The 25452-nt window shown below is 40.5% G+C and carries 30 protein-coding genes, 2 tRNA genes and 1 pseudogene; 7 read left to right on the top strand and 26 right to left on the bottom strand.

The window, feature by feature from the left end:
* Positions 1 to 73: 73 nt before the first annotated feature.
* The 4 genes from G610_RS0100275 to G610_RS0100260 form a co-directional block, all read right to left on the bottom strand.
* Positions 74 to 295 carry a hypothetical protein gene (locus tag G610_RS0100275; RefSeq protein ID WP_026523173.1) on the bottom strand — a complete coding sequence of 74 codons (222 nt, stop codon included), beginning with the start codon at positions 293 to 295 and terminating at the stop codon, positions 74 to 76.
* A 99-nt stretch (positions 296 to 394) separates the two neighbouring features.
* Entirely contained in the window at positions 395 to 847 is a 453-nt protein-coding gene (gene dtd, locus G610_RS0100270; protein WP_026523172.1) for a D-aminoacyl-tRNA deacylase, read from the bottom strand.
* Positions 844 to 1596, bottom strand: a complete 753-nt coding sequence (locus G610_RS0100265; protein WP_026523171.1) for an alpha/beta hydrolase — start codon at positions 1594 to 1596, stop codon at positions 844 to 846. The genes dtd and G610_RS0100265 overlap by 4 nt, the downstream gene beginning before the upstream one ends.
* 71 nt (positions 1597 to 1667) lie before the next feature.
* On the bottom strand, positions 1668 to 2414 hold the full coding sequence (locus G610_RS0100260) for a hypothetical protein (RefSeq protein ID WP_242829587.1): 747 nt from the start codon (positions 2412 to 2414) through the stop codon (positions 1668 to 1670).
* 139 nt (positions 2415 to 2553) lie between these two features.
* On the opposite strand from G610_RS0100260, the gene G610_RS0100255 reads away from it, so the two are divergent.
* The 3 genes from G610_RS0100255 to G610_RS0100245 all read left to right on the top strand — a co-directional run bounded on the left by G610_RS0100255 (position 2554) and on the right by G610_RS0100245 (position 3178).
* Positions 2554 to 2889, top strand: a complete 336-nt coding sequence (locus tag G610_RS0100255; protein ID WP_026523169.1) for a hypothetical protein — start codon at positions 2554 to 2556, stop codon at positions 2887 to 2889.
* Between the two features lie 80 nt (positions 2890 to 2969).
* Positions 2970 to 3053 (top strand) — tRNA-Leu (locus G610_RS0100250).
* Between the two features lie 41 nt (positions 3054 to 3094).
* Positions 3095 to 3178, top strand: a tRNA-Leu gene (locus G610_RS0100245).
* Here the strand turns inward: G610_RS0100245 and G610_RS22550 are convergent.
* The 12 genes and pseudogenes from G610_RS22550 to G610_RS19080 form a co-directional block, all read right to left on the bottom strand.
* Positions 3160 to 3555: a hypothetical protein gene (locus G610_RS22550; protein ID WP_026523168.1), complete on the bottom strand. Its 396-nt coding sequence runs from the start codon at positions 3553 to 3555 to the stop codon at positions 3160 to 3162. The genes G610_RS0100245 and G610_RS22550 overlap by 19 nt on opposite strands.
* Entirely contained in the window at positions 3552 to 4151 is a 600-nt protein-coding gene (locus tag G610_RS0100235; RefSeq protein WP_026523167.1) for a class I SAM-dependent methyltransferase, read from the bottom strand. The genes G610_RS22550 and G610_RS0100235 overlap by 4 nt, the downstream gene beginning before the upstream one ends.
* Before the next feature lie 145 nt (positions 4152 to 4296).
* Positions 4297 to 5094 (bottom strand): annotated as a pseudogene (locus G610_RS0100225) (phosphotransferase enzyme family protein); the annotation flags it as partial.
* Positions 5095 to 5316: 222 nt separating this feature from the next.
* Complete coding sequence (locus G610_RS21785; protein WP_051197379.1) at positions 5317 to 5748, bottom strand: GNAT family N-acetyltransferase; 432 nt, start codon at positions 5746 to 5748, stop codon at positions 5317 to 5319.
* 122 nt (positions 5749 to 5870) lie between these two features.
* Positions 5871 to 6509, bottom strand: coding sequence for a dTDP-4-dehydrorhamnose 3,5-epimerase family protein (locus G610_RS19085; RefSeq protein WP_196809783.1), 639 nt, complete (start codon positions 6507 to 6509; stop codon positions 5871 to 5873).
* A gap of 212 nt (positions 6510 to 6721) precedes the next feature.
* The gene (locus tag G610_RS0100205) at positions 6722 to 7105 is read right to left on the bottom strand and encodes a VOC family protein (protein ID WP_026523164.1); all 384 of its coding nucleotides are present in this window, start codon (positions 7103 to 7105) and stop codon (positions 6722 to 6724) included.
* A 163-nt stretch (positions 7106 to 7268) separates the two neighbouring features.
* Positions 7269 to 7901 (bottom strand): GyrI-like domain-containing protein, encoded by a 633-nt coding sequence (locus G610_RS0100200; RefSeq protein WP_026523163.1) that lies wholly within the window; start codon positions 7899 to 7901, stop codon positions 7269 to 7271.
* Between the two features lie 141 nt (positions 7902 to 8042).
* Positions 8043 to 9371 carry a sensor histidine kinase gene (locus G610_RS0100195; protein WP_026523162.1) on the bottom strand — a complete coding sequence of 443 codons (1329 nt, stop codon included), beginning with the start codon at positions 9369 to 9371 and terminating at the stop codon, positions 8043 to 8045.
* Positions 9372 to 9513: 142 nt separating this feature from the next.
* Complete coding sequence (locus G610_RS0100190; protein ID WP_026523161.1) at positions 9514 to 10416, bottom strand: AraC family transcriptional regulator; 903 nt, start codon at positions 10414 to 10416, stop codon at positions 9514 to 9516.
* Positions 10417 to 10573: 157 nt separating this feature from the next.
* Positions 10574 to 11107, bottom strand: a complete 534-nt coding sequence (locus tag G610_RS0100185; RefSeq protein WP_242829595.1) for a GNAT family N-acetyltransferase — start codon at positions 11105 to 11107, stop codon at positions 10574 to 10576.
* Positions 11108 to 11194: 87 nt separating this feature from the next.
* Positions 11195 to 11719 carry a GNAT family N-acetyltransferase gene (locus G610_RS0100180; RefSeq protein WP_051197375.1) on the bottom strand — a complete coding sequence of 175 codons (525 nt, stop codon included), beginning with the start codon at positions 11717 to 11719 and terminating at the stop codon, positions 11195 to 11197.
* The gene (locus G610_RS19080) at positions 11716 to 12300 is read right to left on the bottom strand and encodes a TetR/AcrR family transcriptional regulator (RefSeq protein WP_035796506.1); all 585 of its coding nucleotides are present in this window, start codon (positions 12298 to 12300) and stop codon (positions 11716 to 11718) included. Before G610_RS19080 ends, G610_RS0100180 begins: the two co-directional genes overlap by 4 nt.
* Before the next feature lie 282 nt (positions 12301 to 12582).
* Here G610_RS19080 and G610_RS0100170 point away from each other — a divergent pair, with 282 nt between their 5' ends.
* Positions 12583 to 13731, top strand: a complete 1149-nt coding sequence (locus G610_RS0100170) for a hypothetical protein (RefSeq protein WP_026523158.1) — start codon at positions 12583 to 12585, stop codon at positions 13729 to 13731.
* Between the two features lie 34 nt (positions 13732 to 13765).
* On the opposite strand, the gene G610_RS23660 is transcribed toward G610_RS0100170, so the two are convergent.
* On the bottom strand, positions 13766 to 13894 hold the full coding sequence (locus tag G610_RS23660) for a hypothetical protein (protein ID WP_256379765.1): 129 nt from the start codon (positions 13892 to 13894) through the stop codon (positions 13766 to 13768).
* 45 nt (positions 13895 to 13939) lie between these two features.
* Positions 13940 to 14839 carry a PrsW family glutamic-type intramembrane protease gene (locus G610_RS21780; protein ID WP_026523157.1) on the bottom strand — a complete coding sequence of 300 codons (900 nt, stop codon included), beginning with the start codon at positions 14837 to 14839 and terminating at the stop codon, positions 13940 to 13942.
* Positions 14840 to 14917: 78 nt separating this feature from the next.
* On the opposite strand from G610_RS21780, the gene G610_RS22885 reads away from it, so the two are divergent.
* Positions 14918 to 15079: a hypothetical protein gene (locus G610_RS22885; protein WP_155830924.1), complete on the top strand. Its 162-nt coding sequence runs from the start codon at positions 14918 to 14920 to the stop codon at positions 15077 to 15079.
* A 152-nt stretch (positions 15080 to 15231) separates the two neighbouring features.
* Here the strand turns inward: G610_RS22885 and G610_RS0100150 are convergent, their stop codons facing one another.
* The 3 genes from G610_RS0100150 to G610_RS19070 form a co-directional block, all read right to left on the bottom strand.
* A complete protein-coding gene (locus tag G610_RS0100150) occupies positions 15232 to 15681 on the bottom strand; it encodes a GNAT family N-acetyltransferase (protein ID WP_026523156.1) in 450 nt (149 codons plus the stop codon).
* A gap of 12 nt (positions 15682 to 15693) precedes the next feature.
* The gene (locus tag G610_RS0100145; RefSeq protein ID WP_026523155.1) at positions 15694 to 16614 is read right to left on the bottom strand and encodes an alpha/beta fold hydrolase; all 921 of its coding nucleotides are present in this window, start codon (positions 16612 to 16614) and stop codon (positions 15694 to 15696) included.
* A 355-nt stretch (positions 16615 to 16969) separates the two neighbouring features.
* The gene (locus tag G610_RS19070) at positions 16970 to 18553 is read right to left on the bottom strand and encodes a SpoIIE family protein phosphatase (protein ID WP_051197373.1); all 1584 of its coding nucleotides are present in this window, start codon (positions 18551 to 18553) and stop codon (positions 16970 to 16972) included.
* Positions 18554 to 18742: 189 nt separating this feature from the next.
* On the opposite strand from G610_RS19070, the gene G610_RS0100135 reads away from it, so the two are divergent.
* Together G610_RS0100135 and G610_RS0100130 are read left to right on the top strand one after the other, a co-directional pair.
* Positions 18743 to 19078 (top strand): PadR family transcriptional regulator, encoded by a 336-nt coding sequence (locus tag G610_RS0100135; protein WP_026495345.1) that lies wholly within the window; start codon positions 18743 to 18745, stop codon positions 19076 to 19078.
* A gap of 18 nt (positions 19079 to 19096) precedes the next feature.
* A complete protein-coding gene (locus tag G610_RS0100130) occupies positions 19097 to 19921 on the top strand; it encodes a permease prefix domain 1-containing protein (RefSeq protein WP_026523154.1) in 825 nt (274 codons plus the stop codon).
* Between the two features lie 9 nt (positions 19922 to 19930).
* Here G610_RS0100130 and G610_RS0100125 read toward each other — a convergent pair whose 3' ends face one another.
* The 5 genes from G610_RS0100125 to G610_RS21775 form a co-directional block, all read right to left on the bottom strand.
* Entirely contained in the window at positions 19931 to 20698 is a 768-nt protein-coding gene (locus G610_RS0100125) for an arginase family protein (protein WP_026523153.1), read from the bottom strand.
* Positions 20692 to 21456 carry an adaptor protein MecA gene (locus tag G610_RS0100120; RefSeq protein ID WP_026523152.1) on the bottom strand — a complete coding sequence of 255 codons (765 nt, stop codon included), beginning with the start codon at positions 21454 to 21456 and terminating at the stop codon, positions 20692 to 20694. Before G610_RS0100120 ends, G610_RS0100125 begins: the two co-directional genes overlap by 7 nt.
* Before the next feature lie 267 nt (positions 21457 to 21723).
* Complete coding sequence (locus G610_RS0100115) at positions 21724 to 23046, bottom strand: flagellar hook protein FlgE (RefSeq protein WP_026523151.1); 1323 nt, start codon at positions 23044 to 23046, stop codon at positions 21724 to 21726.
* A gap of 130 nt (positions 23047 to 23176) precedes the next feature.
* Positions 23177 to 24079 carry a serine O-acetyltransferase gene (locus G610_RS0100110; protein WP_035796505.1) on the bottom strand — a complete coding sequence of 301 codons (903 nt, stop codon included), beginning with the start codon at positions 24077 to 24079 and terminating at the stop codon, positions 23177 to 23179.
* A 22-nt stretch (positions 24080 to 24101) separates the two neighbouring features.
* A complete protein-coding gene (locus G610_RS21775; protein ID WP_051197370.1) occupies positions 24102 to 25409 on the bottom strand; it encodes a CAP domain-containing protein in 1308 nt (435 codons plus the stop codon).
* Between the last annotated feature and the right edge of the window lie 43 nt (positions 25410 to 25452).

The raw sequence follows: 25452 nt of genomic DNA, 5'->3' as shown, positions 1-25452 counted from the left end.
CCGCAATAGTAGTACTCATGCACCCTTGCAGACAGTTTAATATTTACATTATTTAGTTTTCAAAATGAATAAATTACCACTCAGCCTTCATAGGGAGTAACTGCAGGTCTCTTGTGCCAAAATACATGCTGTTTCTGATCATCCCTATTCTGTACAGGCTGATTACATAATACAACGATTTTGTCACATTGACAAATCCAAATACTTCAACGAGTTCCTCCACCGTGGGCGGGTAGCCTTTTCTCCTTGTGTAATTCCCAACAAATTCTGCAATGTAAGTATCGCTCGTTTTCATATGACGTCCTCTCCTTTGTAAGTCATGAAACCATCTTACATTTGAAATGTTTAGAAACTGTGAGCCAATTATAAAAATTTTATAAACTTATTGCCTCTTCTATTTTTTCTTAAGATTATCAGTATCAATCAGAATAGTTACGGGACCGTCATTTATGGACTCGACCTTCATGTCTGCCCCGAATTCTCCTGTCTGAACTTCGAAGCCTTTTTTCCTGCATTCTGAAACCACAAGTTCATATAAGGGCTCTGAGATTGGAGGCTTTGCAGCTTCGGTAAAACCGGGCCTTCTTGAAGAAACATCCGCATAGAGGGTGAACTGGCTTACTATAAGAAGCTTTGCTCCTACATCTGCAGGACCGATATTCATCTTGCCGTTTTCATCCTCAAAAACACGAAGGCCGCATATTCTGTCGGCCACCTTTATGGCTTCTGCCTCTGTATCATCATTGTGTACGCCAAGAAGCACGAGAAATCCGTTCCCTATCTCGGATACTTTTTTGCCATCAATTGTGACAGATGCTGATAAAACTCTTGTTACTACTGCTCTCATTTTGCACCTTCCGTAAGCTCAGTCAAAAAGCTCTTTATAGCATCTGTGACTTTTTCCAAACTGTTGTCATAACAATGTGTATCGCCTGGAATAAGAACCAGCTTGCAGTTTTTGTAAAGCTTTGCAGCATCGATTGAGTACTGTACAGGAACTGCCTCGTCCTCATCGCCGTGGACGATAAGTACGGGACCATCGTATTTTTCTATAGCTTCTTCCACATGAAGTGTCTGAGCTGCTCGAACATAGTTACCGCTAAGGCTTCTGCCATCCCATGAAAAGAGTTCGTCCGGAATATGATCAGGATCAAAGGGCTGTCCAAGAAGATTACCTTTTCTCGCGCCATCAAGAATTACAAGAGCCGGGGAAAGAGGAAGAAGCGCCTTAATCTTATCTCTCTCCATGCCGGCAAGAAGCATTGCTGTAAGTCCGCCCTGGGAATGTCCTGCCACATAAATATCTGTCACAAAATCAAGCGTCTTTGCATAGTCCATAACCGCCATAGCGTTTGTAAGCCACTTGTAAAGTGTGTGGTCCTTGAATTCGCCGTCGCTGTTTCCATGGCCATACATCTCAACTCGAAGTGTTGCAAAGCCCACTTCATTCATAGCTTCCTGGGCTGCTATTATATGTCTCTCCTCCATGTGACCTGTAAAGCCGTGAATTATAATGCAAAGCGGGCATTTCTCAGCGCCGTTTTTAGGCATATCAATCTTCGCATTAAGTCTGATTCCATCGTCTGTAATATACATTTTCCGTCTCCTCCATTCTGTAAAATACCTTCAGTAAAAAATTTTATCATCTATGCTTATAAGTTTATAGTCTAAAGTCTTGCACACTCGTATGCTTCAAGGGGCTGCCCCATAAGCTCCATTATCTTAAGCTCATCTTCAGCATCCCTCACTGCATTGTGAGTCTCGCAGTAATTGGTGCCGTGACCAAGCATTCTCAGGATCTCTTCTACGCCATAGCCCCGCTTAAGTCTGCCGGTTTTACAGCACTCGGCGGTGGCAGGAATGCTTTTATTATACTGTTTGTATGCAGCAAGCCTCATGATATCAAACCAGTCAAAATCAGAAAGTTCAGGCATATGTCCATAGTCGAATCTGGCGTTGTAGGCAAAAATCGAAGCGGCACCTTTCTCTTTTAAATATTTGGCAATGTCCTTCATTACCTTTTTCCTATCGCCCTTGAGCTGGGTGGCATCCTTCGCAATATAGAGGACGCTGTCGAACATTCCTCCAACAAAAATTTCAGGCTCAAGTATGTAATATCTAAGTTCAAGGCACTTGAAGGTCTTTGCATCGGCAAGAGCAATTCCGATAGACATTACTTCATCATGCCAGTTGGTTTCTGTGTCTATGACTGCGATAACTGAAGACGATATTTTAGTATATGCAGCTGCTTTAGTTGAAGTATTAGTTACCGTTTTGGGTTTGGTTTTCGCTTCATGTATTTCAGACTTTTTTGCGATTTCCTTTTTTGCTTCTTTTTTCTCTATAGGTTTTGCAGGCTTTGATGATGTATTCTTAATCATCTCCAGAAAATCCAGGGATTTGTTATAACTCATAAAACTCCTCAAAAAAATTTATTATGTGCATTCCATTTTAACATGTACCCGGCACAATAGCATTTTTGCGCCAAATGGTATATTATATAACAATATTAAGTATATCCTTTCCGGGATAAAAAGTGGGGAGAATTTTAACATGATGGAAAAAAGAATTCGCGACAGATTAAAGAGGGTTGAAAAGCTCGAGACAGAACTTTTATCCGATGAAGAGATTCTTGCAGAGAAAAAAGAGATTCAGGTTCTGATCGATGCGATTCACCAGGAGCTCCTTAGAAGGATCATAGTGATGGCAGCGATCATTGTAGGGCTTACGATATGTGTGGTTGGTATTTTGGCAAATCCCACACCGCTTAATCTGATAACGGTTCTTATCAGTATATTGCTCCTTATTATTTCAATTATTCAGTACTATCAGAAGTTCCATATTTTAGGGGATCTATTCAAGGCAGCGGACAAACTGAACGTGGATTGAGCCATAAAAAAATAGCGTCCGATATGAGAAAATATCGTTGACAAAACGGGGCATTGTAGATAGAATATCTATTGTTGCTTGCAGGAATGGCGGAATTGGCAGACGCGCACGGTTCAGGTCCGTGTGATAGCAATATCATGAGGGTTCAAGTCCCTTTTCCTGCATCAGTTTTTAAACTAGTGCAACTGAAATAAATATGTAAAATGCGGAAGTGTCGGAATTGGCAGACGAGCAAGACTAAGGATCTTGTGATGGCTACATCGTGAGGGTTCAAGTCCCTTCTTCCGCACTGTAATACAAAAGATGGTCAGCATAAAGCTGACCATCTTTTGTATTACGGAGCGGAAGCGAACATTGAACCCTAGGTTCAATCTCCGCTTCGCTTCTACACTCCGTTTCGGTCGTTGCTAAGCAGAGGTCCACTGGACCTCTAGCAACGGTCGGCGCAAAGCCGACGTCCCCCGGACGTCGTGCGCCCCTTCTTCCGCACTTATTGAAGAGGAACTTGGACCCGACATATAGCGCCATATACTTCATGACATCTTCACGGCGCTCATCTATGGATCCCCAATTATGAAAAAAATCATTGGTAACAAAAGCTTCGCCAACAAGAATCCGAATCTTTTCAAGCTGCTTTTCCGATATATGTTCTACTCTGCTTATCATTTCTTCGTGATCACCGCTGTTGCACAAGGCATTCTTCCGTCAACCACGTGGTATTCCACGTTATTGTATCCCATTCCTTCAAAGAATGACTTGTATGATTCAAGATCAAACTGCTTTTTGAAATCAGCTCCCAGAAATTCTACGAATTTCACAGCTAATCCGGCCGACTTCTTTGACATGTTGATATAAGTAGGTATGATTATCTGTCCACCGGGTTTTACTACTCTTTCAAGCTCTGCAAGTGCCTTGGCCGGATCTGGTAATAAATGGATCACATTGCCAGCAACTACCTTGTCAAACCGATCATTCCTGCACTTGATCCTTGTGATATCTGCTCTCTTAAAACGCACATTACTGAACTTTCTGCATTTTTTTGCTGCCTGTTTAAGCATTCCGGGTGCAAAATCCGTTGCTATAAGTCTCCTGCACTTTTCGGCAATGCAGACAGTTATAGCCCCCGTACCGCAAGCACATTCAAGAACCTCATCTGTCGTATCAATAAACTCGGCGACCTTTTTGCCGGTATCGGCATACACCTTATGGTTATAAACATTTTCAAACAGGTCATATAATGGCGAAATCTTATCCCAAAACATGTGAATTCTCCTATTTCAAGCCTACCGCTTTGATTGCGCCCAGGCTATGAATCCTTACGACACGGTTACTGTCAGTTTCAGATATCTTCTGCAACTGTTCAACATATGGTCTTACAAGTTCCGATTCGTTCAATCTCATATCTCCTTAACCTTGCACATGCAACAGATACAAATCATCCGCATATATGCGTTCTCCCTGCACGTACGGCTCCAGGTTTTCCTGATGCCACCGTTGCAATCTGGGTGCAAACCACTCTTGCTTACTCCACTGCTCATAATGAATTCCAAGACAATCTAACAACGTAAGTACAAAGCAAGCGTCTAACACGTCGTAGCGAATCGTTCCACCGGCATCACGATACCCTTCTGCCATTTGTTGTCTACGCACCAATCCGCCAATATTCCCAAACAGAACTGCAAGATCATACATAGGATGTCCCATTCCGAAAAACGAAAAATCAATAGGCACTAGCCCATCCGTCGTTTGCAAAATGTTCGACGCAGATAAATCCCCATGAATCATTTGAAATTCATCCCGTGCTTTTTCCAATACTGCCCCGGCATGGTCACAACACTTTTGCATGATTGCTGAAAGCTCAGCACTTAACCCTTGGTTTTCCAATGCCTGAATTCTTTTTTTCGTACATTCACAATGTTGCTTACCGTACGATTTTACCGGTGATACTCGGAATCCCTTTGCCTTCTGATGCAAACATGCAAGCATCTCACCTATCTGATAACAAATCTCCGCATTCAATTCAAGCTTGTCTAACGATTCGCCCTCGAGCCATTTCGAAACCGTAACATACGTACCATTCTGTAACTTCGTAATGCATTCACCATGACAATTTTCAACTGCTTCACGTATCTGCATGCCCTGTTTCTTTAAGTGCGCTTGGAACGCAAGCTCTGCCTTATATATCTCGATACGCTCAACACCTTCAAAAAAAAATCTGTAGAAAACCCTTCTACCGGCTCATGGATTTGCAGCAAATACTCGTTTCCCACACGATAGGTAAGATTCTCATTGTGTCTCAGTAATTCTATTTCCGGCACAGTTATATTGTAATGAGCTAACGCTTCTTGTATGTAGTTGCGCTCCATATTTTGATCCTCCTGCGCTGAAACCAATTCAAGTTTATCTAACTGTTAGACATATTGGAATTTACTCACAATACATACAGATAGTTCCTTGTGACAGTTTAAAACCATTATTTTCATAGAATTTGAAAGCCGGTGCATATTCACTGGTGTAAAGGACAACTCCAGCATATCCTGATTCCTTACTATAATCTAATAGTGTCTTCAATAATTGCCTGCCAATACCTTGGCCTTGTCTTTCAGGTAAAACTGCCATTTCGTTAATATATATTTCTTTTTTACTTCCTGATATCTTACATAATGCAAATATACATCCAATTACCACGTCATCTTCTTCATACACATATCCTACAAATTTTTTCTGCTCGTAATAATCCAATAAATATTCTTTTGCATTATCAGGGTTCCAATCAATCCCCCAATATTCTATAGGAAACGCTTTAGCATATATCACTCCACACTGTTGCAAATCTTCCTCTTTCATTTTTCTTATCATAAAAATCACCTCGTGTGCCTCAGTCTATTACAGGACAGATCATCTGAAGGTCATATGGTTCCTTTTCAGCAAGTTCTTTTCAGGAATAATTCGATTTTTATCAAATGATAATTCCTCTTTCATCACTCACATTTCTTAATATAATAAATAAATTCATTATCCCGACTCACTTCCACATATCCCAGCTTGGTATAAAAGGCGTTTGTTCTGACATTCCAAATGGGCGTATCTAATACAAATTCTTCACCGCTTTCCGAAACAAAAGGGGCGCTTAAATCATAATCTGAAATTTCAGAAATGGGTATGGGCAGTTTAAGACCGATTTTTGAATCTTTGTAGTTTATTTGTTTTGAATGAGCCTCGTTGCCGCTTCTATCCACAGAATATAACTGTATCGTATCATTTTGTAATGAAATAAAAGCGTGACCAAAACCTGCAGGAATCAGAACTGCAAAGGCGTTTTCTTCTGATAGCTCAATTGACTCCCACTCCAGATAGGTCGGCGATTCTTCTCTCAGATCAATAATGTAATCCAGCCCTCTGCCCCTTATGACTGTCACAAACTTCGTCATTGGGTTACTCTCTTCTCTGTAGTGTATTCCAAAAAATGTTCCTTCTTTGGGTATGCTGTAAATTCTTGTCTCCCGGACTTTGAAAATAGCAGTATTTTCATCAAAAACATATTCCAGAGATCCACGGTTATCAACACGCGTAAGAAGCCGATATATTTTTACTTTTCCAAATATTTCTTTTATCATCATATCCGCCATATCTCCTTTAATCATCGCAGCAATTCGTTTACCTCATCCATCTTTGGCGGATAAAGCGGCAATGGAAACCTTGAGATTGCGACTGCGGAACATGCACTTGCAAAACGAACAGTCTCCGTATCAGATAATCCATTCAAAAGAATGCGTTCCAAGTATCTGTCCAAATAGATAAACATCTACCACTTTCATCGTCTTTCTCCCCGTTATTCAGTAATCTCAATCTGGTTATTCTCTATAGCCACGATGCATGACTCGTAATATCCGTCTCCCGTTGTTCTTGGACCGCTAATTACTTTATATCCGGATAATATTATCTTTTCTGTCAATTCATCTACCTTTTCCCTGCTCCCAACTGAAAAGGCTATATGCGAATAGCCGGTACGATTAGGTGTTTTAGGATCGTCTTCCATCTCCGGCTTACTCATTATCTCAAGACGAGCTCCATCCTCAAATGATATAAAATAAGAACTGAAACCGGTCTTTTCATTATGGTATCCCTGATTGGATACTCCTCCCAAAAGGGAAACAAAAAACTCTTTTGCAGTATCCAAATCATTCACATACATTGCAACATGCTCTATTTTCATCTTTTCTTACCCGCGTTTATAAAACGCCAATCTAAACATAACAAACCATTTGCAAATCATACGGTTCATCTTCTGCAATTTCTTTTATTATACAATCTGCGAGTTCAGCTCCCATAAGGCTTAAACTCTTGTGTCTACTTTTCCAATTTTACATTCATTATTGTCACGCTTTCCTTATAGGATGCCTGATCACAGTTTTCAATTTCTCCGGTGCAACCTTTCTGGCATCGCTCAGATATATTTCGTGATGTAGGCGCTGATCGGTAATATCCAACGTATAGCCCTGCTGCTCCATGTACTCATGCATAAGTGCGACAGTGGCAGGTTCATCGTCATAGGAACCTGCATGCATGCATTGAACGCACAGCCCCTCATCATAGGTAAAGAACTCTGTCTTCGAGAAATCTGTCTTCTTTTTTCTTGTCGCTTCCTCGACGGCCCTTGCAAAATCATCTGCAGTCACAAAATCCGGCAGGCGGATGACGGAGATCCAGCGGAAGGCTTCCTTGTGCGCATAGTCGATCCCCGCGACGCCGTTCTGCCACCAGAAGCCCTCCAGCGGAGGGACGACATAATCGAAATAACCCTCGATTCGGTGGTCGCCCAGCTTGCTCATCTTGATCGTAAAGGCAATGCCGTATAGAAGCCCAATGGCCTGCTTGTACGCGCCGTCTTCTTCGTTGGGATCCCCTTGGCCACGAACGGCGATGTAGTTCATTCTTGGCACGGTTACGATGGACGGCGTGTTTTTCGGAAGATAGAACTCTTTGTATTCTTTCTTGAAATCAAAAGCCATTCCCAACCTCGCTTTCATAGTCATCATCAATTATAACGACCTGCTCACCAGCTTGCACAAATCCGTTTATGATTTTATCGTTCTCTTGCCATGAACGTAAATCACAAGGGAGTTCTTATTCTCATTCATTGTAGTCTCTCCTTAACCAGTCAACATTCTAACTTTGAAGGTCTTTTCTTCTGCTATATATCTTATCTCGCTATCAGTTTGTTCTATGAAATTCAGAACGCTTCTGGTTCCTATTCCATGATCCTCCTCATTACTAAACGGATGGCCTTCTGCATCCAGGACGATTTTATCCGCACATGAATTGCTGATTTCTATCAAAAGCTGACTCTTATATCTGGCATTGATGTCGATTCTTCTCTCATTCTCTGGAACTCTTTCGCAGGCATGAATGGCGTTTTCAATAAGGTTGCTGATCACTATGGCAAGCTGCATCTCATCCACATTCAAATAAGCAGGTATAGTAGCAGATATATTTACTTTAATGCTCTTTTCTTCAGCAACTGCTACATAGTGTGTTATTGCTGCATTAAGCGTGGTATTTTCACAATATTTTTTTACTCCATGCGGTTCTTGATTGAGCCTTTCATTAAGACATTCAATAGCCTCCTGCGTATTACCTTCCTGCAAAAGAGTTTGCAGAAGAGCTTCAAAATGTCTTCTGTCATGACGCATAGCTCTGTCCTGTTTCATAATATTCTCTGAAACAGCAATACGCTCTTTCATGGCTTTAGTTGCGATTTTCATTGTTTCTGCATCTGCTTGGAGTATTAGTTTATTTTCTCTTTCGGTATTCTCAAGTATCATGAGTCTGGAATATTTATCAAGCAACACAAAAACAAGTATGTTAATAGCAACAAGAATTACCATTAGTTCAGAATATTGTGAAAGATTATATCCGTCTTGACCAAGATAGCTGATACCATCAAATACCACTATAATAATCGTTGCAATAGGTAATAATAAATACGGGAATAATTCCCTATCAAGTTTCTTATTCTTTTCCTTATTCCCAACCAAGCTAATAACCCTTACCAAAATAATCTGAAAAGCCACTATAATCGCGAAATTCTGAGGCATCATAGCTTCATAGCTTACTTTTCCCCCTTCCATACTCATGAGTCCTTCAACGCAAAACGCCAGGACCGATTCTAATATAATCTCGATAGCTAAGAAAAAAATGAAATAAATGATACCTCGAGCGTTATTAACCTTATAACAGATAAACAATGGAACCAGGTATGAAAGTATACCAGCCAGCAGGTTAATTACAGCAATCCCCCATGAGTTGATATAAAATAAAGCCACCCCGGTTAGAATATATATTAGAAACACCAAAATTTTCCACTTTTTGAAGAACTTTCGCATCTCATAAAAACTCATATGCAAGATATAATGCAGAAAACTCCCTACAATATCTCCAAGCAGTATTAAGGTGCATGGATTAGATAAAAAATCCGTCATAAACACTCTCCCCTTCGGCTGTTTTAATCTCTCAAATCATGTTTTCTTTTCATTTGTAACTCCTTTTCATCTTGCGAAACTGGTATCATGTTTGTTAATGAGAGAAGAATCGGTCGCCCGATTCTTCTCTCCAAGACATTCATCAGTTATTTCCATCTTTCTTCTTCACGGGGATCCAGATTGCACTGTGATAATCCTTATCCGTCATTTCGCCATTTACACAGTCATACCATTCTGCAGATGCATTCCCGCAAAGTTCATAGTCCGGATTACCCGGAAGCCACTCATTGAAAATCTGTGTATTCAGGCTCTGCAGTGCCTCAGGAATAGGGCCGATGCAGTCAAATACTGCCCAGTCACCCATCGGAAACTCATAGACCACCATTCCTTCAGGAACTTCCCCTCCGGCATACTTCCCAGCCACAAGATACCTAAACTTTCCCTCTCCGATATCATCTATGCAGACTCCATACTCTCCAATGCAGTTCTCTGCGATAGCCTTCTCATAAGGATTGGCCGGAGCATTCCCGGCATAAACATTTGCTGCATACTTCTCGCAAATCTCGTCCCAGAACTTTGGAATCTCCTGATAAGCAGTATCATTATCAAATATCTTTTGAAAACCGATAACCTTAAACTGGAACATTTTTGTAATTTTACAATTCATTTGATTGCCTCCTTGAACCTGTAGTTTTACAGTCAGTGGAAGGAACGTCTTCACAGCCGCCCCATCACGGACCTGTGATGGTGTTACACCGTGAAAGCGAGAAAATGCCTTTGTGAAGCTCTCAGGCGTCTCATAGCAATAAGCGTATGCAATATCGATTACCTTATCATCCGTATTCTTCAGATCCAATGCTGCCTGATACAGCCTGCGGTTTCTGATATACTCCCCGATTCCGTATCCGGTCATCAAGGAAAATCCCTTCTGAAGAAAGAACGGAGAAATATACACCTGATCTGCCACATCCTGCGCACTGATGTTGTCTTTCAGATGTTCTTCCATATAATCAATTGCTGTGCGAATGCTGGTAAGCCACTCCATCTTATACAATCTCCTACTCCGTTCCGGCCGTTGCTAAACATACACCAACGACTCGAAACAGCCTTTCCTTTACCCTGACACAATTAGTATATCTGGTCAGTAAGTACTCATCCTGTCATTTTCTGTTCAAATCTGTCCTATTTTCAGTCCGATTAACTTATAATTGCTGATTTCTTTGTGCCAAATAGAAACGGTATAGCTTTTCTTTTGCATCATTAATATCTCTGTACATTTTTTTCTCTGTCAGCGAAAAGCCTACTCTTTCTATCGTTTTCCAAGATGGAAGATTATCCTCACGGATAGTGGCAATTATCTCATTTTCATCATAATGCTCAAAGAAATAACAAACATACGCCTTTATTGCTTCTGAAGCGTATCCATTATTTCGAAAATCAGCTCCGATAAAATAAGTAATGCCCACTTTCTCCAAATCTTCATAAAATGTACATCCGACAGCTCCGGCAGGCGAACCTGTTATTTTATCTTCAATCACATAAGCAAGATAATTCTTTCGAGGATCGTCCTCTCGCGCCAGATTTTGTGCTTTTATAATCCAGTCATCCATCCAGTAACTGCAATCTTTGCCAAAGCCTACATCATTCAAGCTCCCATCCAAAGCCATATGAATAAACGCCTCTCCATCCGGCAGTTCTATATCTCTAATTATCAATCTATCCGTTTCTATTACCATGTCGCTCACCTATAACTCCCTCATATCAAGCTCTTTCTGCGTTGTTGATATCACATCATTGCTTTTACAAATTGTAGGCTCATATCTTTACCCTCTTCTTTTCATCATCAGATAGCAGTTAATCCCATTTTTATAAAAATCAGGTAGTTCTCCAACACACTTATACCCCAGATTTTCATATAATTTCTTTGCCCTCGGGTTAAAATCATCTACAGTCAAAAAATATTTTGCTGAAGGAGAATCAGAAGCATTATCTTCAAAATACTTCATCAGCTGTCTACCAATACCATAACTCCTGTATTCTTCCTTTACAGCAACAATATGAAGATAAGGGCAGCTTCCAAAAACACCATTTATCATGTAGTAAATAAATCCTAAACATTTCTCATTTTCATCCAGTGCTACATATACGTTTTTTTGTTCCACTGCATATGTAAGCATATTAGTTGCCTTTTCATGATCGCTAAAATACGCTTTTCCTAAATCAGAATTTTGCAAAATGTCTATGCAGCTATCAAGATATTTCATATCTGCAAGTTGAATATGTATATCCTTTTTCCACTTACGCTCTTCACCTGCATCAGCCACCTCAGCATTTCTGAACTCAATCATTTTTTATTACCCCTCTTATTTCTATACCCATCCATCCCGGATATCATCACATTCAGTGATATCTCAAAGCTCTCTTCCAATGATATTGGATTTCCAAAAGAATTATGAATCTGAAGCATAATAAAACCTTCAAGGAAAGATCTGTATGTTCGAAGCAAGTGATTAGCGATCTCACGATCTATCCCTAAGCCATCTGTCTGCTTGAAGAAAAAAGAATATAATCCTTCTGTGGCAGAAAGCAGCGCATCATCTGAGTATTTGTTATACCAGAGCATAGCTTCAAATACGCCAGGATTCTCTATTGCAAACTTATAGAATTTTTTTCCGTAATCAAATAGATTTGCTTTTTCATCTGAAGAATCAATTCCTCTGACAACGTCTTCCGATACAGTTTGCCAACCATATATCATAAGACTTCTGTGCATATCTTCTATGGTCTTCATGTGATTGTACAATGAAGGCTTCCTGATTCCTAAATATTCTGACAGTGTAGTAACCGACAAGTAAGACAGCCCCTTTTCGTTGGCCAGTTCTGCAGCTTTTTCTACTATTTCTTCTTTTGATAATCCTGTTCTTGGCATAACATCTCCCAATCAAAAATAACTAACATTGTTAGTTAATATTATACTAACAATGTTAGTTATTTCAAGTATAAAGTGCAATATAAATTATCTTGTCAAATTCTTTAGGTTAGAATCGCTGTAAGGTCAAACGAAAAAGCAGCTTGAATAATGTTTAATCTTTTATTAAAAAGATTTTTTTATAATATGCGTGGGATTTTTAATTAGTAATCATATATATATATAAAATAAAAAGTTAACGGTTCAAAGTGCCGAATAATACAATTTCAGGAGGATAAAATAATGCCTAAGCGTTATGCTGCAACAAATTTAGTAGAAGACATAGAGGAAGCAGACAGAAAGAAACTATGGGATACTGCCACATCAACCGATAAGGAAATACAGCGCGGCAATGGCTACCAAAACATAATCAAGGCCGGAAACCAATTATCTAAATACAAGGGCGAGATGTGTAGCCAGATGATCCATGACACCTTTGAGGGTGTGCCCGGAATGAGCGATGAGATTTCTGATCAGCTATCAACAGATATGCTGAATTATCTCCTTAAAAATGTGATCGTTGAGAAAGACGGCCAGAAGATGAATTATGCAGCCGCCTATGGAATACCTTTTGGAACTTCACGCGACTACAGTTATTTTGGTGACGGAAATGAGCAAAAATATATCAATTCAGTATTAGCACATATGGCTATCAATATGACAGACGGTGACCTGGCTCAAGGCAAGATCAAGATGTCTGTCATGATTAATAGCGAAATGCATGAGATTATTCCGGCCACACCGGAGGTTATTAAGCAGAGAAAGCAAGAGCAGGCAGCCGCTGAAGCTGAGAAAGCTCAGAAGGAAAAAGAAGAAGCCATAAAGAGCGGCAAGATCAAAGAAGATCCCGCTGATAATCCGATGATCGAAGCCCTTGATCCTGATCAGAGATATGCAGTTGCTGCTCTCAGGGAGAGCCTTATGAAGAAAAAGAAGGCTCTCGAAGGTACCTATACAAACAGAAAAAGAGAGGACAACTCACCTGAATACAATGCCATGAAGGACGCTCTTGACAATGCTGTCAAAGCCACAAACCTCAATAACGGCAATACCCTGAATGAACTTCTCTCAGCTTTATCAGAGGCTGACAGAACTGCCAAGGCCTATGAAAAAAAGGATAACATCACAAGAGGCTGGTCAATCGGTAATGGACACACCAGGCTTTCAAATTCCAGGAGCATACAGAAGGTTATCAGCTCCTTCAAGAAAAATCCTCATATTGGAGTAGTAAATGCCACTAATCTGGATGGTCTTATGAAACTTGAAGGTGTGGCAGATAAACACGAATCCAACAGGCACTCAAGAATCAGGCAGAACTCAACCAGCAAGCAGATTGCTACCGGAGAGAAAATCGAAGGTCCTGAAATAAAAAGCAGTAACATCATGAAATAATGAGCTAAGCAAAGAATTTGAGATTACATAATCTTCAAGCTCTTTTTATCGATTCCTGTATCTGTTTTTTGTAGGATACAGGAATATCCTTAAGAAGCACTCCTGTTACCGGATTTTGCGCAGCTGCCCTGTTATCAGACAGGTATATGTCTACCTCTTCCAAATACCTGTTTCCAATAGATAAGGTTTTAATTTGCACAAATCCATGTCATACAGGCGTATCTTCATGTGCAAATCTCTTGATATTCTTGTAGGCATTGACATTTAATACGCACATGATGACTACCAGTGCAAGCATGCCCATTAATATGAGAATCTCATTCTCACTCCCGCTGCATACCATTGCAACAGAATCGTATATTCCATGGATTAAAATAGCGACTAAAACTCCTTTTCGCCTCATCCGGACTGATCGTTTAACGTCTCCCATGAGTTCCAGGCTTTTGGCCTGTCCATAGTAATATCCCATATATATACCGAAGATGCAGTGGCCCGGAAAAGCTGATCTGAGATATGCCGTGCCGGCATCTGATCCAATAAGGTAAAGAAGATTCTCAACCACTTCAAATCCTATTGCAACAGTGGTTGAATAGACAACTCCGTCAAATCGGAAATTAAAAGCCGGATGTCTCCAGGTCATTTTCTTTAATACAGCATATTTACATATTTCTTCGGTAAAAGCTGCAACCAAAAAAGCATTCAGAATACTGTTTAATATCGTTCCAGGCCCTGACACTACATCTACCACTACTTCAATGACTGATTCGATGATCATTGCCACAATGGGCAAAAGTACTGCTCCAAACAGAAACAGTTTCACGAGCAATGAAAGAGGCTCAGGCTCTATCCGGTCCAGTCTGTAGATGAGGAAAATCAGGACTATTCCCTGTAAGCAGGAAATACCCATGGCAAAGGTCATACTACCTGCGCCCATGGTGAAGGACGTGATGATAAGTCCCAGTGTCATTAGAACGATCATCACTAATGGAAGCTTTCTTACATAAAATGTATCCTTCTGTATGATTTCAGCTCCGGGCACCATAGTACCGCAATGTCCGCAAAACTTTTGTCCCGGTTTTAATTCTTTCCCACATTTTGAACAAAACATTATATTTTCTCTCCCCAATATCTATAAGAATGACATCTACATTTACACTAACTATTATAAAACACTGGATGAACTATTTTGGGAATAAAACTTATGATGACTTCTAATACTGAAAGTAAACGTGAACAGATGCAGATTGTGAGCATGGATGCTCTTGTTCCGCAGGACCACATAGCTGATTATTTCGGTCTTATAACACCGGTGCTGATCTTTGCTCAGCACTATTGTTTTTTAATTTAGCACCACCGATCTGCGGCTTAGCCCCACTAAGGGGTATGTTATACTTAATAATACAAACAGACATTATCTTTGAAGTATGAATCTAATGATTCTAAACAGAAATTTGTCTCTGATAATAATTCGATTTTTATCAAATAATAATTTCCCTTTCATCACTCACATTTCTTAATATAATAAATGAATTCATTATCCCGACTCACTTCCACATATCCCAGCTTGGTATAAAAGGCGTTTGTTCTGACATTCCAAATGGGCGTATCTAATACAAATTCCTTTACATTTGAAAACATTGTCTCAATTTCCTGCATCATGTAGACTCCATAGCCTTTGCGATAATGCTCCGGGCTTACAAAGATCCTTCCGATGTTCAACTTGTCTTTTTCCAAAAATAGAATCGCACCGCCAACAATTAGTCCATTGTCCGTGAGCTTATACAAGTGATTTGATCTGGCCATCTTTGTGTGATAAGAAACAGACATATATCCAGGTGGCCCACCAGCTGAAGGTGCTCCAACCTGAACATCGCTATCAAAGGCTCTTTTAGATATTCCATTAAGTGTCAAAGCATCCGAAGTGCTTGCTTTTACAAATTGTAAGCTCATATCTTTACCCCCCTATGTCCATGATTCTCCTTCTTGTAATGCCTTAATTAATACTTCAAAATCACTCAAATGAATATAATGGCCACTATTGTCTGCTCTTAACAAGATCGATTTTTCTGAAAAAGTAAGGTATTCCTGCATCAAAGACTGCCACAGCTCTTCAACTTTTTCTGCAAATTCTTTTGTGGTTTGTCCAAATTCCATTATTTCTTTTATTTCAAATTCACTTCCATGGGTTATAAGTACGATAGGAATCTGCGGAAAGTTCCCTCTTTCTTTTAATTGACAGATCTCCTTTTCCTCATGTGCCAGGCGATATTCCTCTAAGGCGGCATCATGAAGTTCTACCTTTGTTAATTCATCTAAAATGTATTTCTTTGCTTCCGGTGTAAATTGATCATAGTAATAAAATGGTGGTGCTTTTTTCATAATGAGTTTAATTACAAATCCCAAATGCCAAGAAGCCATTTTCCGCATGATTACAAAGTTTTCTGATTTATTAAACCCACTCTTTTTCTGCTCATCAGTTGTAGTAAATACTGTTTTATATGTATTGTCATTTGCAGATAAAGGATCTACAAACACTATGCCACGAATCATATTGGGATACAATCTGGCAAATTGCTGCGCATACAGACCACCCTGTGAATGTGCCAAAATAATAATCTTACTTTTACAGGGTAGTTCCATTAGCAAAGTATGTAATTCTTCGGCTATATTTTTCGGCGAGCGCGCCTTGATAATATTTCTTCCGCGCTCATACAAAAGAACGGTAAATTGTTCTGAAAGCTGCTCTGCAATGTGCCACCACTCACCGGCAACTGCGCCAAGCCCCATTTCAATAACCAGATCAATATCTCCCTCGCCAAATATGCAATAGGATATATTCTGACTCTCTATCATTTTGCTATCCAGAGATAAAGGCTTTTTCATTTAGAATCTCCTTTATTATTATTTTCCCAGCAATCTACTCATCCCAGGATTTTCTTATACCACACGCTCCTTTTCGCTTAACTCTTTGGAACATCCTAGAACAAAAATATCACAAAACAAAAAACAGGTCTTATCTTACACTGATAAAGACCTGTCTTTCACTTAATTATCTTCCGAGATTCCTTCCCAACTTCCAGAATATAGATAAAAGGGAAACCAAGATTTTCAATTTTATATAATCATCTCTTTGAGAACTGTCGACACTAAAAACGTGCCAGACATAGCAATTCTGCCATTGTCTGACTCGTCAATTATCTTAGGAAATCCTATTTACAGAACTAAGGATTTACACACACTATTCATTTTCGCCGTAATACTTAAAGCACATCATGGTCATGTCATCAAACTGCGATGTTGCACCGACGAATTCTTCCACGTTCTTTTTAACATTTGTAAGTAGCTGTTTGGCGTCTGCATCAGGCTCGATATTAAGAGCATCAAGAAGTCTCTTAGTTCCATAGAGATCATCAGCTACATTTGTCGCTTCCACTACACCATCCGTATAGACGAATATTGAATCACCGGGCATAATCTGAAATTCATGCTCTTCAAACTTTGTCTCAGGGAATACCGCAACTGCCATAGAGTGCTTGTATTCCTTAAAGCTGTATTGTCCGCCCTCATGCTTTATCGCCGGATGCTCATGACCTGCATTAGATGCAATTCCTTTTCCTGTGGACAGCTCAATGATACACAGCCACACAGTCACAAACATATCCGAATCGTTACCTTCACAGAGCTGATTGTTTACATCATACAGTATTTGGGCGGGAGACATCTTCTCATCCATCATACTTCTGTTTTTAATAAGGGTCTTCGCAATAACCATGAAAAGAGCTGCAGGTACACCTTTTCCGGATACATCCGCCATAACCATTGCTATATGATCATCATCTATAAGGAAAAAATCATAAAAGTCACCGCCCACTTCCTTGGCGGGAGACATTGTAGCATAGATATCAAAAGCATCTCTGTCGGGAAAAGGAGGGAAAATACTAGGCAGCATATCAGCCTGAATTCTTGTTGCCACGTTCAGCTCAGCTCCGATTCGCTCCCTCTCTGCGGTAATGCTCTTAATATCATCGATATAGTTGATGATCTCCTTTTCCATATCATGGACGGATTTTGCCAGATCCTCAATTTCATCACCGGACTTTATTTTATTAAGAGAATCATCTGCCTGTGCGCTGCCTTTAGCAAATTTCCCGACGCTGTCTCTTATCAGCATTATGGGATCAATAAAGTTTTTACGCATGACTATCCAGTTCAAGACGCAGAAAATCACAAGCAAAACAAGCGTAATAACCGTAATGTTAAAAACATATTTCAGAAGAGTGGATATGATCACATCCATATATGTATCAACAAATAAAAGAGCAACCACCTGTCCGGTACTGTCCTTAACAGGAAGACAGCTCGATGTGAGATATCCGTATTTTTTGGATCTTCTAACAAGATAGCTTGATGGTCTCTCCCCCTCGGTATACGCAGTCCATATCTCTTCAAAGGATGCCGCGATTGGATCCGTATCTCCGATAAAGGTATCAGAATCGTAGACATATCTCATGGTCTTATCTTCATAAGGAACAGCTATATAGATAAAAGCAGCACCCGAATATTCTTCTATTCTTCGAAGGTACTCTTCCATCCAATGATAATAATCATCCGCCTCCCAGGTTCTGGTATACTCGGCAATCTTGTCATGATCGATTTCATTCAGGATAATATTTGCCAGCACATATCCCCTGTCGTTATACATTTTCTCGATGGCTCTGTCAAAAATCCATATACCTGCTGTGCAGCTAAGAGCCCCGAATAAAAGCGTAAAAGCCACGATTCCCGCAATAGCTTTTTTATTAATGTTCCACTTTATTTTCATCACGATTACTTCCCTCAAAAGCTTTATAGATTAATAATATCAGACATTTATGGTTTTGTTGTGATTTTTTATTGACATACTACGACAGTCGTATTATATTTACTATGACAGTCGTAGTAACGATGGTCGTAGTAATACCAAATATCAACATGGATAGCAAATAATCGCGTTTCTACAAAGGAATAGATCATGCAGGAAATCAGCAGTGATGTTATTCGCGGGTATAACGACACCATAATCTTATTTTTTCTGATAAAAGAACCATCTTATGGTTACGAAATATCCAAGAATATCAAAACTCTCTCCGACAACAAATATCTGATAAAAGAAACCACGCTCTATTCTGCTTTTACCAGACTTGAGAAAAACGGATATATAACATCCTTCAGTCAGGAAGCTGAAAATGGCAAGCGAAGGACTTACTACAGGATAACGGATTCAGGGAAGAGTTATTACAAAGAAAAATGTGAAGAATGGCAATTGACCAAGGATGTAATCGAACGATTCATATCTGATGCACAATAGGGAAAGGGGTTCAAATATATGGAGACAATAAAAAATTATTTAGAGACAATGTTTACAAATTTTCCTGACACTATGGAGATAAGACGCGCGAAGTCAGAGCTTCTGTCTATGTCAGAGGATAAGTATAATGAACTTATTGCTTCAGGGATGCCTAAAAATGAGGTCGTAGGAACTATAATAAGCGAACTTGGAACTCCAGAGGAGCTGGCAGAAAGCCTTGGGTTCTTTAACTCACAGCAGAGAGAAACACCTGTTGAAATAGTAGAGACTAACACAGTTTACAGACGTCTTGTAACTCTCGATGAAGCGGCTGACTATGTGGGAGACTGTGCCCTGTCAAAAATGATTCTGGGACTTGGAATTCTATTTTGCATAATCTCTCCTGCAGGTCCTGTTCTTGGCGAGAGCTTCCGTTATATTTTTGGCAATAATGCTTTCTCTGAGATGCTTGGAGGACTTGGCGTAGGCTTCCTCTTCCTGTCTACAGCAATAGGTGTTGGCTTTATCATTCTCTCAGGCCACAAGATGAAGGAGTGGAAATTCCTCAAAAGAGAACTCTGCGCAGTGGATGGAGAAACCGAGAACTTTCTTAGAAGCGAGCTTGAAAATGTCCGTCTTAGAAAATCATTTTCACTGGTTGTGGGAATTGGCCTTTGCATCATAAGTGTAGTGCCTGTAAGCATATTCGGATCTATGTCAGCTCCTCTGTTTTTCACAGCAGGTCTTGGCCCCGCTATGATCTTTAACCTTACAGGTCTTGGTGTTTACTTTATCATTACTTCAGGAAGTAAGTCACACGCTTACGAACATCTGCTTTCACTTAACACAAGAATGGCAGCATAAATTACGAAATCAGCCTGTTATAAAAATATCGCATATCATTTGATTCACGCGGTTACTGGATGCTACCCCCTGCTCAGTGAAAATATCATCTGAGTCAGGCGCACATTCACCGCAAACATCCACCGCAAGAATCCTGCCTTGGAACCTGCTATTCAGGTCATCCAGGGCTTTTTTTAATTCTTCTATAGTCATCTCGCCCTGATCCCAGTTAGTTGCAAGCTCCTCCCGACTTATAACATCCTTATCTACTGAGATGTAGATCTCCGCTGCATCTCCCTCGTTTCTATATGCATCAGTAAAGGCATTCATATCACGGACAAAGGTAACTCTCTTTTCATACTCCGGATGTTCTTCCTGCACTTCCTTAGTAAGCTTCTCATCAGCGCCTATGATATATACATTTCTAAGGCCCTCAATATCCTTAAGGGCATTCAACACCCAGCTTCCGCAGGATAGAATCTCCCCGTATGAAGTCCACTTCATATCAGGGTGGTGATCAAACATCACAAGGTCAAATTCAGGAAGCTTTTCCTTATCATTCATAACATCCATCAAAACCTTGGACATGTAATGATAATTCCCGGAATCAAAAAATCTCAGTGACGGCAGTTCTTCAAGCTCAAGCAGCCTTTCCTTTATTTTCGCCCATGCAAAATCGTCACAGATACAATTGGTCCCTGTGACATCATTTAAACGCAAAAGAGAACGAGGGGCTCCTTCTGCATGAAAAGTAAATCCCTCGTTCTCATAGATTCCTGTGAAATCAATTATCAGCATATCATATCTCTAAGGTGTAACAATGCATCCTCTTTGATAATGCATTTACCTGTCTCCTCAACGTGTGTCTGTTCTGCAGAATTCATCACAAGATCGTCTGCATATTCAAGTCCGCTTCTTCTAAGATCATATACTGTATTCTCATTGTCAGGCTCAAGCACAAAGGTCAGATAATATGAATCATTCTCTTTGTAGAGCTTGGATGCCGTGATTGGCAGACTGAATGCAATTTTGGAAAAGCGTGCAGCAGAATTGATATCAGAGAACTTCGCCATGTAACGCTCAGTATTAACAATATGCTTTGCGATAGCCTCGATCTCGGGCTCCTGAACCTCGTCCTGATCATAAATCTGCTCGATAAGCTCAGATACCTGACCTATCATCTCATTAAGAGCCTGTCCCTTCTCCATACCGGTCTTGCGCTTGATCGCATCGACTCTCTCCTGGGTCATCTCTCTGAGAATCGCCTCTGCTGAGCCGCGGATCCTGTCTGCAGACTTCTGGATATCTTCATTGGACATCTTAATTGCGAAAATGCGGACACTTCCATCCACCATCATGTTCTTGCTCATCATTAGAACTTCTGTCTCGGGATTAAATCCCAGCTGTTCACCAACTTCCCTGTTCAGCTGTGCCATAAACGGTACGGTTTTCTTCTCACCGTTCATGATTGCTTCAGGGGTGAGGCCGATTTCACGAAGTTCCGATGCAGCAATACTGCATTCAACTGTAGTATTGTTCATTTTAACGATTACCATATAGCCTCATCTCCTTCCTGCGTATAGCTAAAAATGATATGCTAATGATTATATCCCCTTTTGTTAGCACTGTCTAGTACCGAGTGCTAATTGTCGCAATATTCACTTTTCCTATACTTATTGTACTATATATTTCGGTCTATGTCCCCTATTTTATTACACATTTTCTGAACGAATATTTATAAATATAAAACCCGAAATAAGGTTTTTTTGTTAAAAAAGATCTTATTCCGGGTTTATTATCATTGTTCAATTATGCAGGTATTATCAGCGTTTGAGCTGTCTCAGTTCATCGAGAAGGGTATCTGTCACAGTAATAACGCGACTGTTTGCCTGGAAACCACGCTGAGTGGTAATCATATCCGTAAACTCAGTGGACAGATCCACATTACTCATCTCCAGCGTTCCGGATGTCATGTATCCGCCATCGTCAGTAACAAACATGAGCTGTGCATCGCCGGAGTTACCTGTTGCAGAATAGAGGTTTTCACCTTCCTTTGCAAGACCTGTCACATTGGCAAACTCTGCAACTACTATTTTTCCTGCAAATCTAGTCTGACCGTTGCTGTAATATCTTGTAATTGTGCCGTCCTGACCTATTGCAAAGCTCTTCATCATTCCTTCAGGATAGCCCTCGAAGTTACCTTCTATATCGCCTCTATGGGTCTCAAGGCTTGAGCTTGTAGCTCCATTTAAAGGTGCATAATTGGTTGTGCCCGAAAAATCAATTGTAACGGTTCCTGCTGCCGCTGCGTCTCCCTGGAAGGTCACTTCAACCTGTCCGTTGGCTGCACCGTTTGCTGATACAAACTTACCTGTTGCAGGGTCATAATTAAGAGCAACGTTCATGTTTTCAGGAACACCGCCTTCTATACGATTGTGATTTTCATCATAAATTGCAGTGAGATTAGCCTGATATGTAGTATCGTTATCATCTCCCGCATTAGTAAACTGGAATCTGGCGGTATAAATCTTGCCGTCTGTTCCATAGAACTCAAGGTTCACTGTGCGACCATTTTCAGAAGCTAAAAGTGAATCTGTTCTGCTGATATTTCCTGTAACTCTTGCGTAGGTTGTAGCTTCGCCTGCAAGATTTATAAGATTTCCGTCATCATCAAGAGGAAGTACCTGGATTCTTCCGGTATTTGCGGCATCTCCGCCTTCCTGTGTGATACCTCTTACATAGTATCCATTAGATCTTGTAACAAGATATCCGTTAGCGTCTACAGAGAATGAACCATCTCTTGTATAGTTCATCTGTCCGCTGGCATTTTCTACCATGAAGAAGGAATCGCCTGTGATACTTACATCCAGAGCATTGTCTGTAGTCTGGATTGATCCCTGTTTTCCTATATTTGTCATTATGGCGCCGGTTCTTACACCAAGACCAACCTGTCTTGCGTTGGTTCCGCCTCTTACTGCTGAAGCACCGTTTGCTCTTCTGCTTGTCTGATATAACAGATCGCCAAAGGTGGTCTGCTGGGATTTATAAGATGTAGTATTTACGTTAGCAACATTGTTACCTATTACGTCCATCTTCTGCTGATGTGTCTTAAGTCCTGCTACTCCTGACCATAATGATCTAACCATATACTCACCGCTTTCCATGAAAAAAGAATATAGTTTTACCTACATCTATATTATCGGTAAGCATGTTTAGATACTTTAGTATAAAAAAGAACTTCGCTCATAATTTTTCTATCATGAACGAAGTCCGTTATTAGAATTGCAATTCCTGTTTTTTCATGCTGACGCGGGAGCCGGGCTCAATCGAGTATGTAAGGAAAGCATTGGAGCCTACCACGCTGTCGTGACCAATGACGGTCTCTCCGCCAAGTATTGAAGCTCCGGCATAGATCGTTACATTATCCTCGATTGTGGGATGTCTCTTGGCACCCTTAAGTGACTGTCCGCCCCTTGTGGAAAGAGCACCTATTGTAACACCCTGATAGATTTTTACGTGTTCTCCTATGATGGATGTCTCACCAACTACTATGCCTGTTCCATGGTCGATCATGAAGTATTTTCCTATGGTAGCACCGGGATGAATATCGATACCCGTCTTGGAATGAGCATACTCAGTCATGATCCTTGGAATAAGCGGAACCTCCAGAAGATAAAGCTCATGAGCCATTCTGTTGATGGTACTTGCAAGAAGTCCCGGATATGAAAGTATGATCTCCTCCTTGCTGTAAGCGGCAGGATCACCCTCGTAGGATGCCTGGAGATCTGTATCAACAAGCTCTCTGATATGTGGGATTTTCTTGAAAAATTCAAGGGTTATGCATCTTGCGCCGCAGTTAAGAGTATCATCTGTTGCATGCTCATAGTCCTTCGCATGTCTGAAGGCTATGGCAACCTGCTTCTGAAGATTGTAGATGACGTCCTCGATAATGATACCCATTCTGTTGTTGTCGCTGTAGCTTCTGTAGACCTTATCCCTGTAATATCCCGGAAAAAGAATGCGAAGGAGCTTATTTACAATATCGATTACCGCATCTCGGTCAGGCTGATTAAAAACATCAATCTGATCCACATCTCTGCCCTTTTTATAGTCATCCAGAATAAGACCAACTATGTTCTCTATTTCTTTTCTCAAATTCTGGTTTTCTTCAATATTCATGTCATCCTCCTGCCAGTAGCTCTTAGCGAGTCTTAACCTTTATCACGTCTGATTTTTTGCCATATACATAGGTATCATGGGATATTCTGTATGGCACGATGTAATAATAGTACTTCTTTTTAGATGATAGCTTCTTATCAGTATACGTCAGTTTATCCTGTTTGCCGATACGTTTTATTCTTTTATATCCGGATTTTTTCTTTTCGGAACGGTATATCTCGTAGCCCATAGCTCCTGTGGATCTTGTAAAAGCAAGTGTGATCTGCCTTTTCTTGGGTTCTGCTCCTATTATCTGAACCTTTGAAGGCGCATAATCCTTGTACTTGACGATTATGGGTTTAAGGGCCTTTTTATAGTTATCAAGATCCTCTGATGCAATCTCCAGGTTAAGCTTAAGTGTGGCGCTCTGAGTCTTGGTGTAGTCAGAATCCTCAGTAGTCTTGGCAAACTCCTGAACCCAGTAGTGAACACCGTTTACCTTAACGTGACCTATAGCGCAGACATTGTAGTCCTTACTAAGCATATTTCTGCGGTGGCCCTGGCCGATGTACTTGTTGTCATTTTCCTGAAAAGCCTTAAATGCTGCCTTTGCGGTCTTGTAGCCATAGGCAATGTTCTCGCCCGCTGCGGTGTAAATATATCCTGCATCATCAAGAGCAGAAAAACAGCTGTTGCCGTTTGGTCTTTCATGTGAAAAATTGATAGCGATCTCTGCAGCTCTTGTCATGGCAATCTTTTCAAGAGCGTAGTCATAGGATAATCTTCCAAGCCCCGATATATATACCTTAGTGGTATTTGTGGCATTCCAAACCCAGGCGTCAGAGCCTCGCCTGAAATCATTTATCATGCCCAGCATTTCTCTGGCACTCTTCTGCTTATATGCCACCTTCACCTTGGCAAGAGTTATGTTCACTCTGGTAAAGGTCTTTGCCGCAGACTCCTTGGAAAGAATTGTTCCGTTATAGGCCTGAACCATGTATGTGTACAGACCGCCATCCTTCATGGTGTCCTTATCCTTATAGGAAAGTGTTCCCGCCGGAACTGTTGCAATAAGTGTCCATGGCTGTGAGGATTTTGTCCTTCTATATACGTTATAGCCCTCCGCATTTTCGGACTCTTTCCACCTAAGGACCATTCCGTCATATTTATTATCGCAACCCTTTATAACAGGCTGTGATACCTTTATTTCATTTTCCTGGGCGTGAACCACAAGGCTGCCCACATTTTCCTGAAAAATCACGCTGTTGCAATCAGAACAACAAATAGTGCCCAGCATGGCTGTCAGAATAACAGCTGATAAAAACCTTTTCTCTCCCCAACTCTTTTTCATATCGGCTCCTAGTATCGATAATTGTTCTTATTACTATACCATA

The organism is Butyrivibrio sp. MB2005 (genome assembly GCF_000424285.1).
Classification (GTDB): Bacteria; Bacillota; Clostridia; order Lachnospirales; family Lachnospiraceae; genus Butyrivibrio.
Note: the sequence above shows the minus strand (reverse complement) of the source record. Positions and strands in the feature narration are given on the sequence as shown.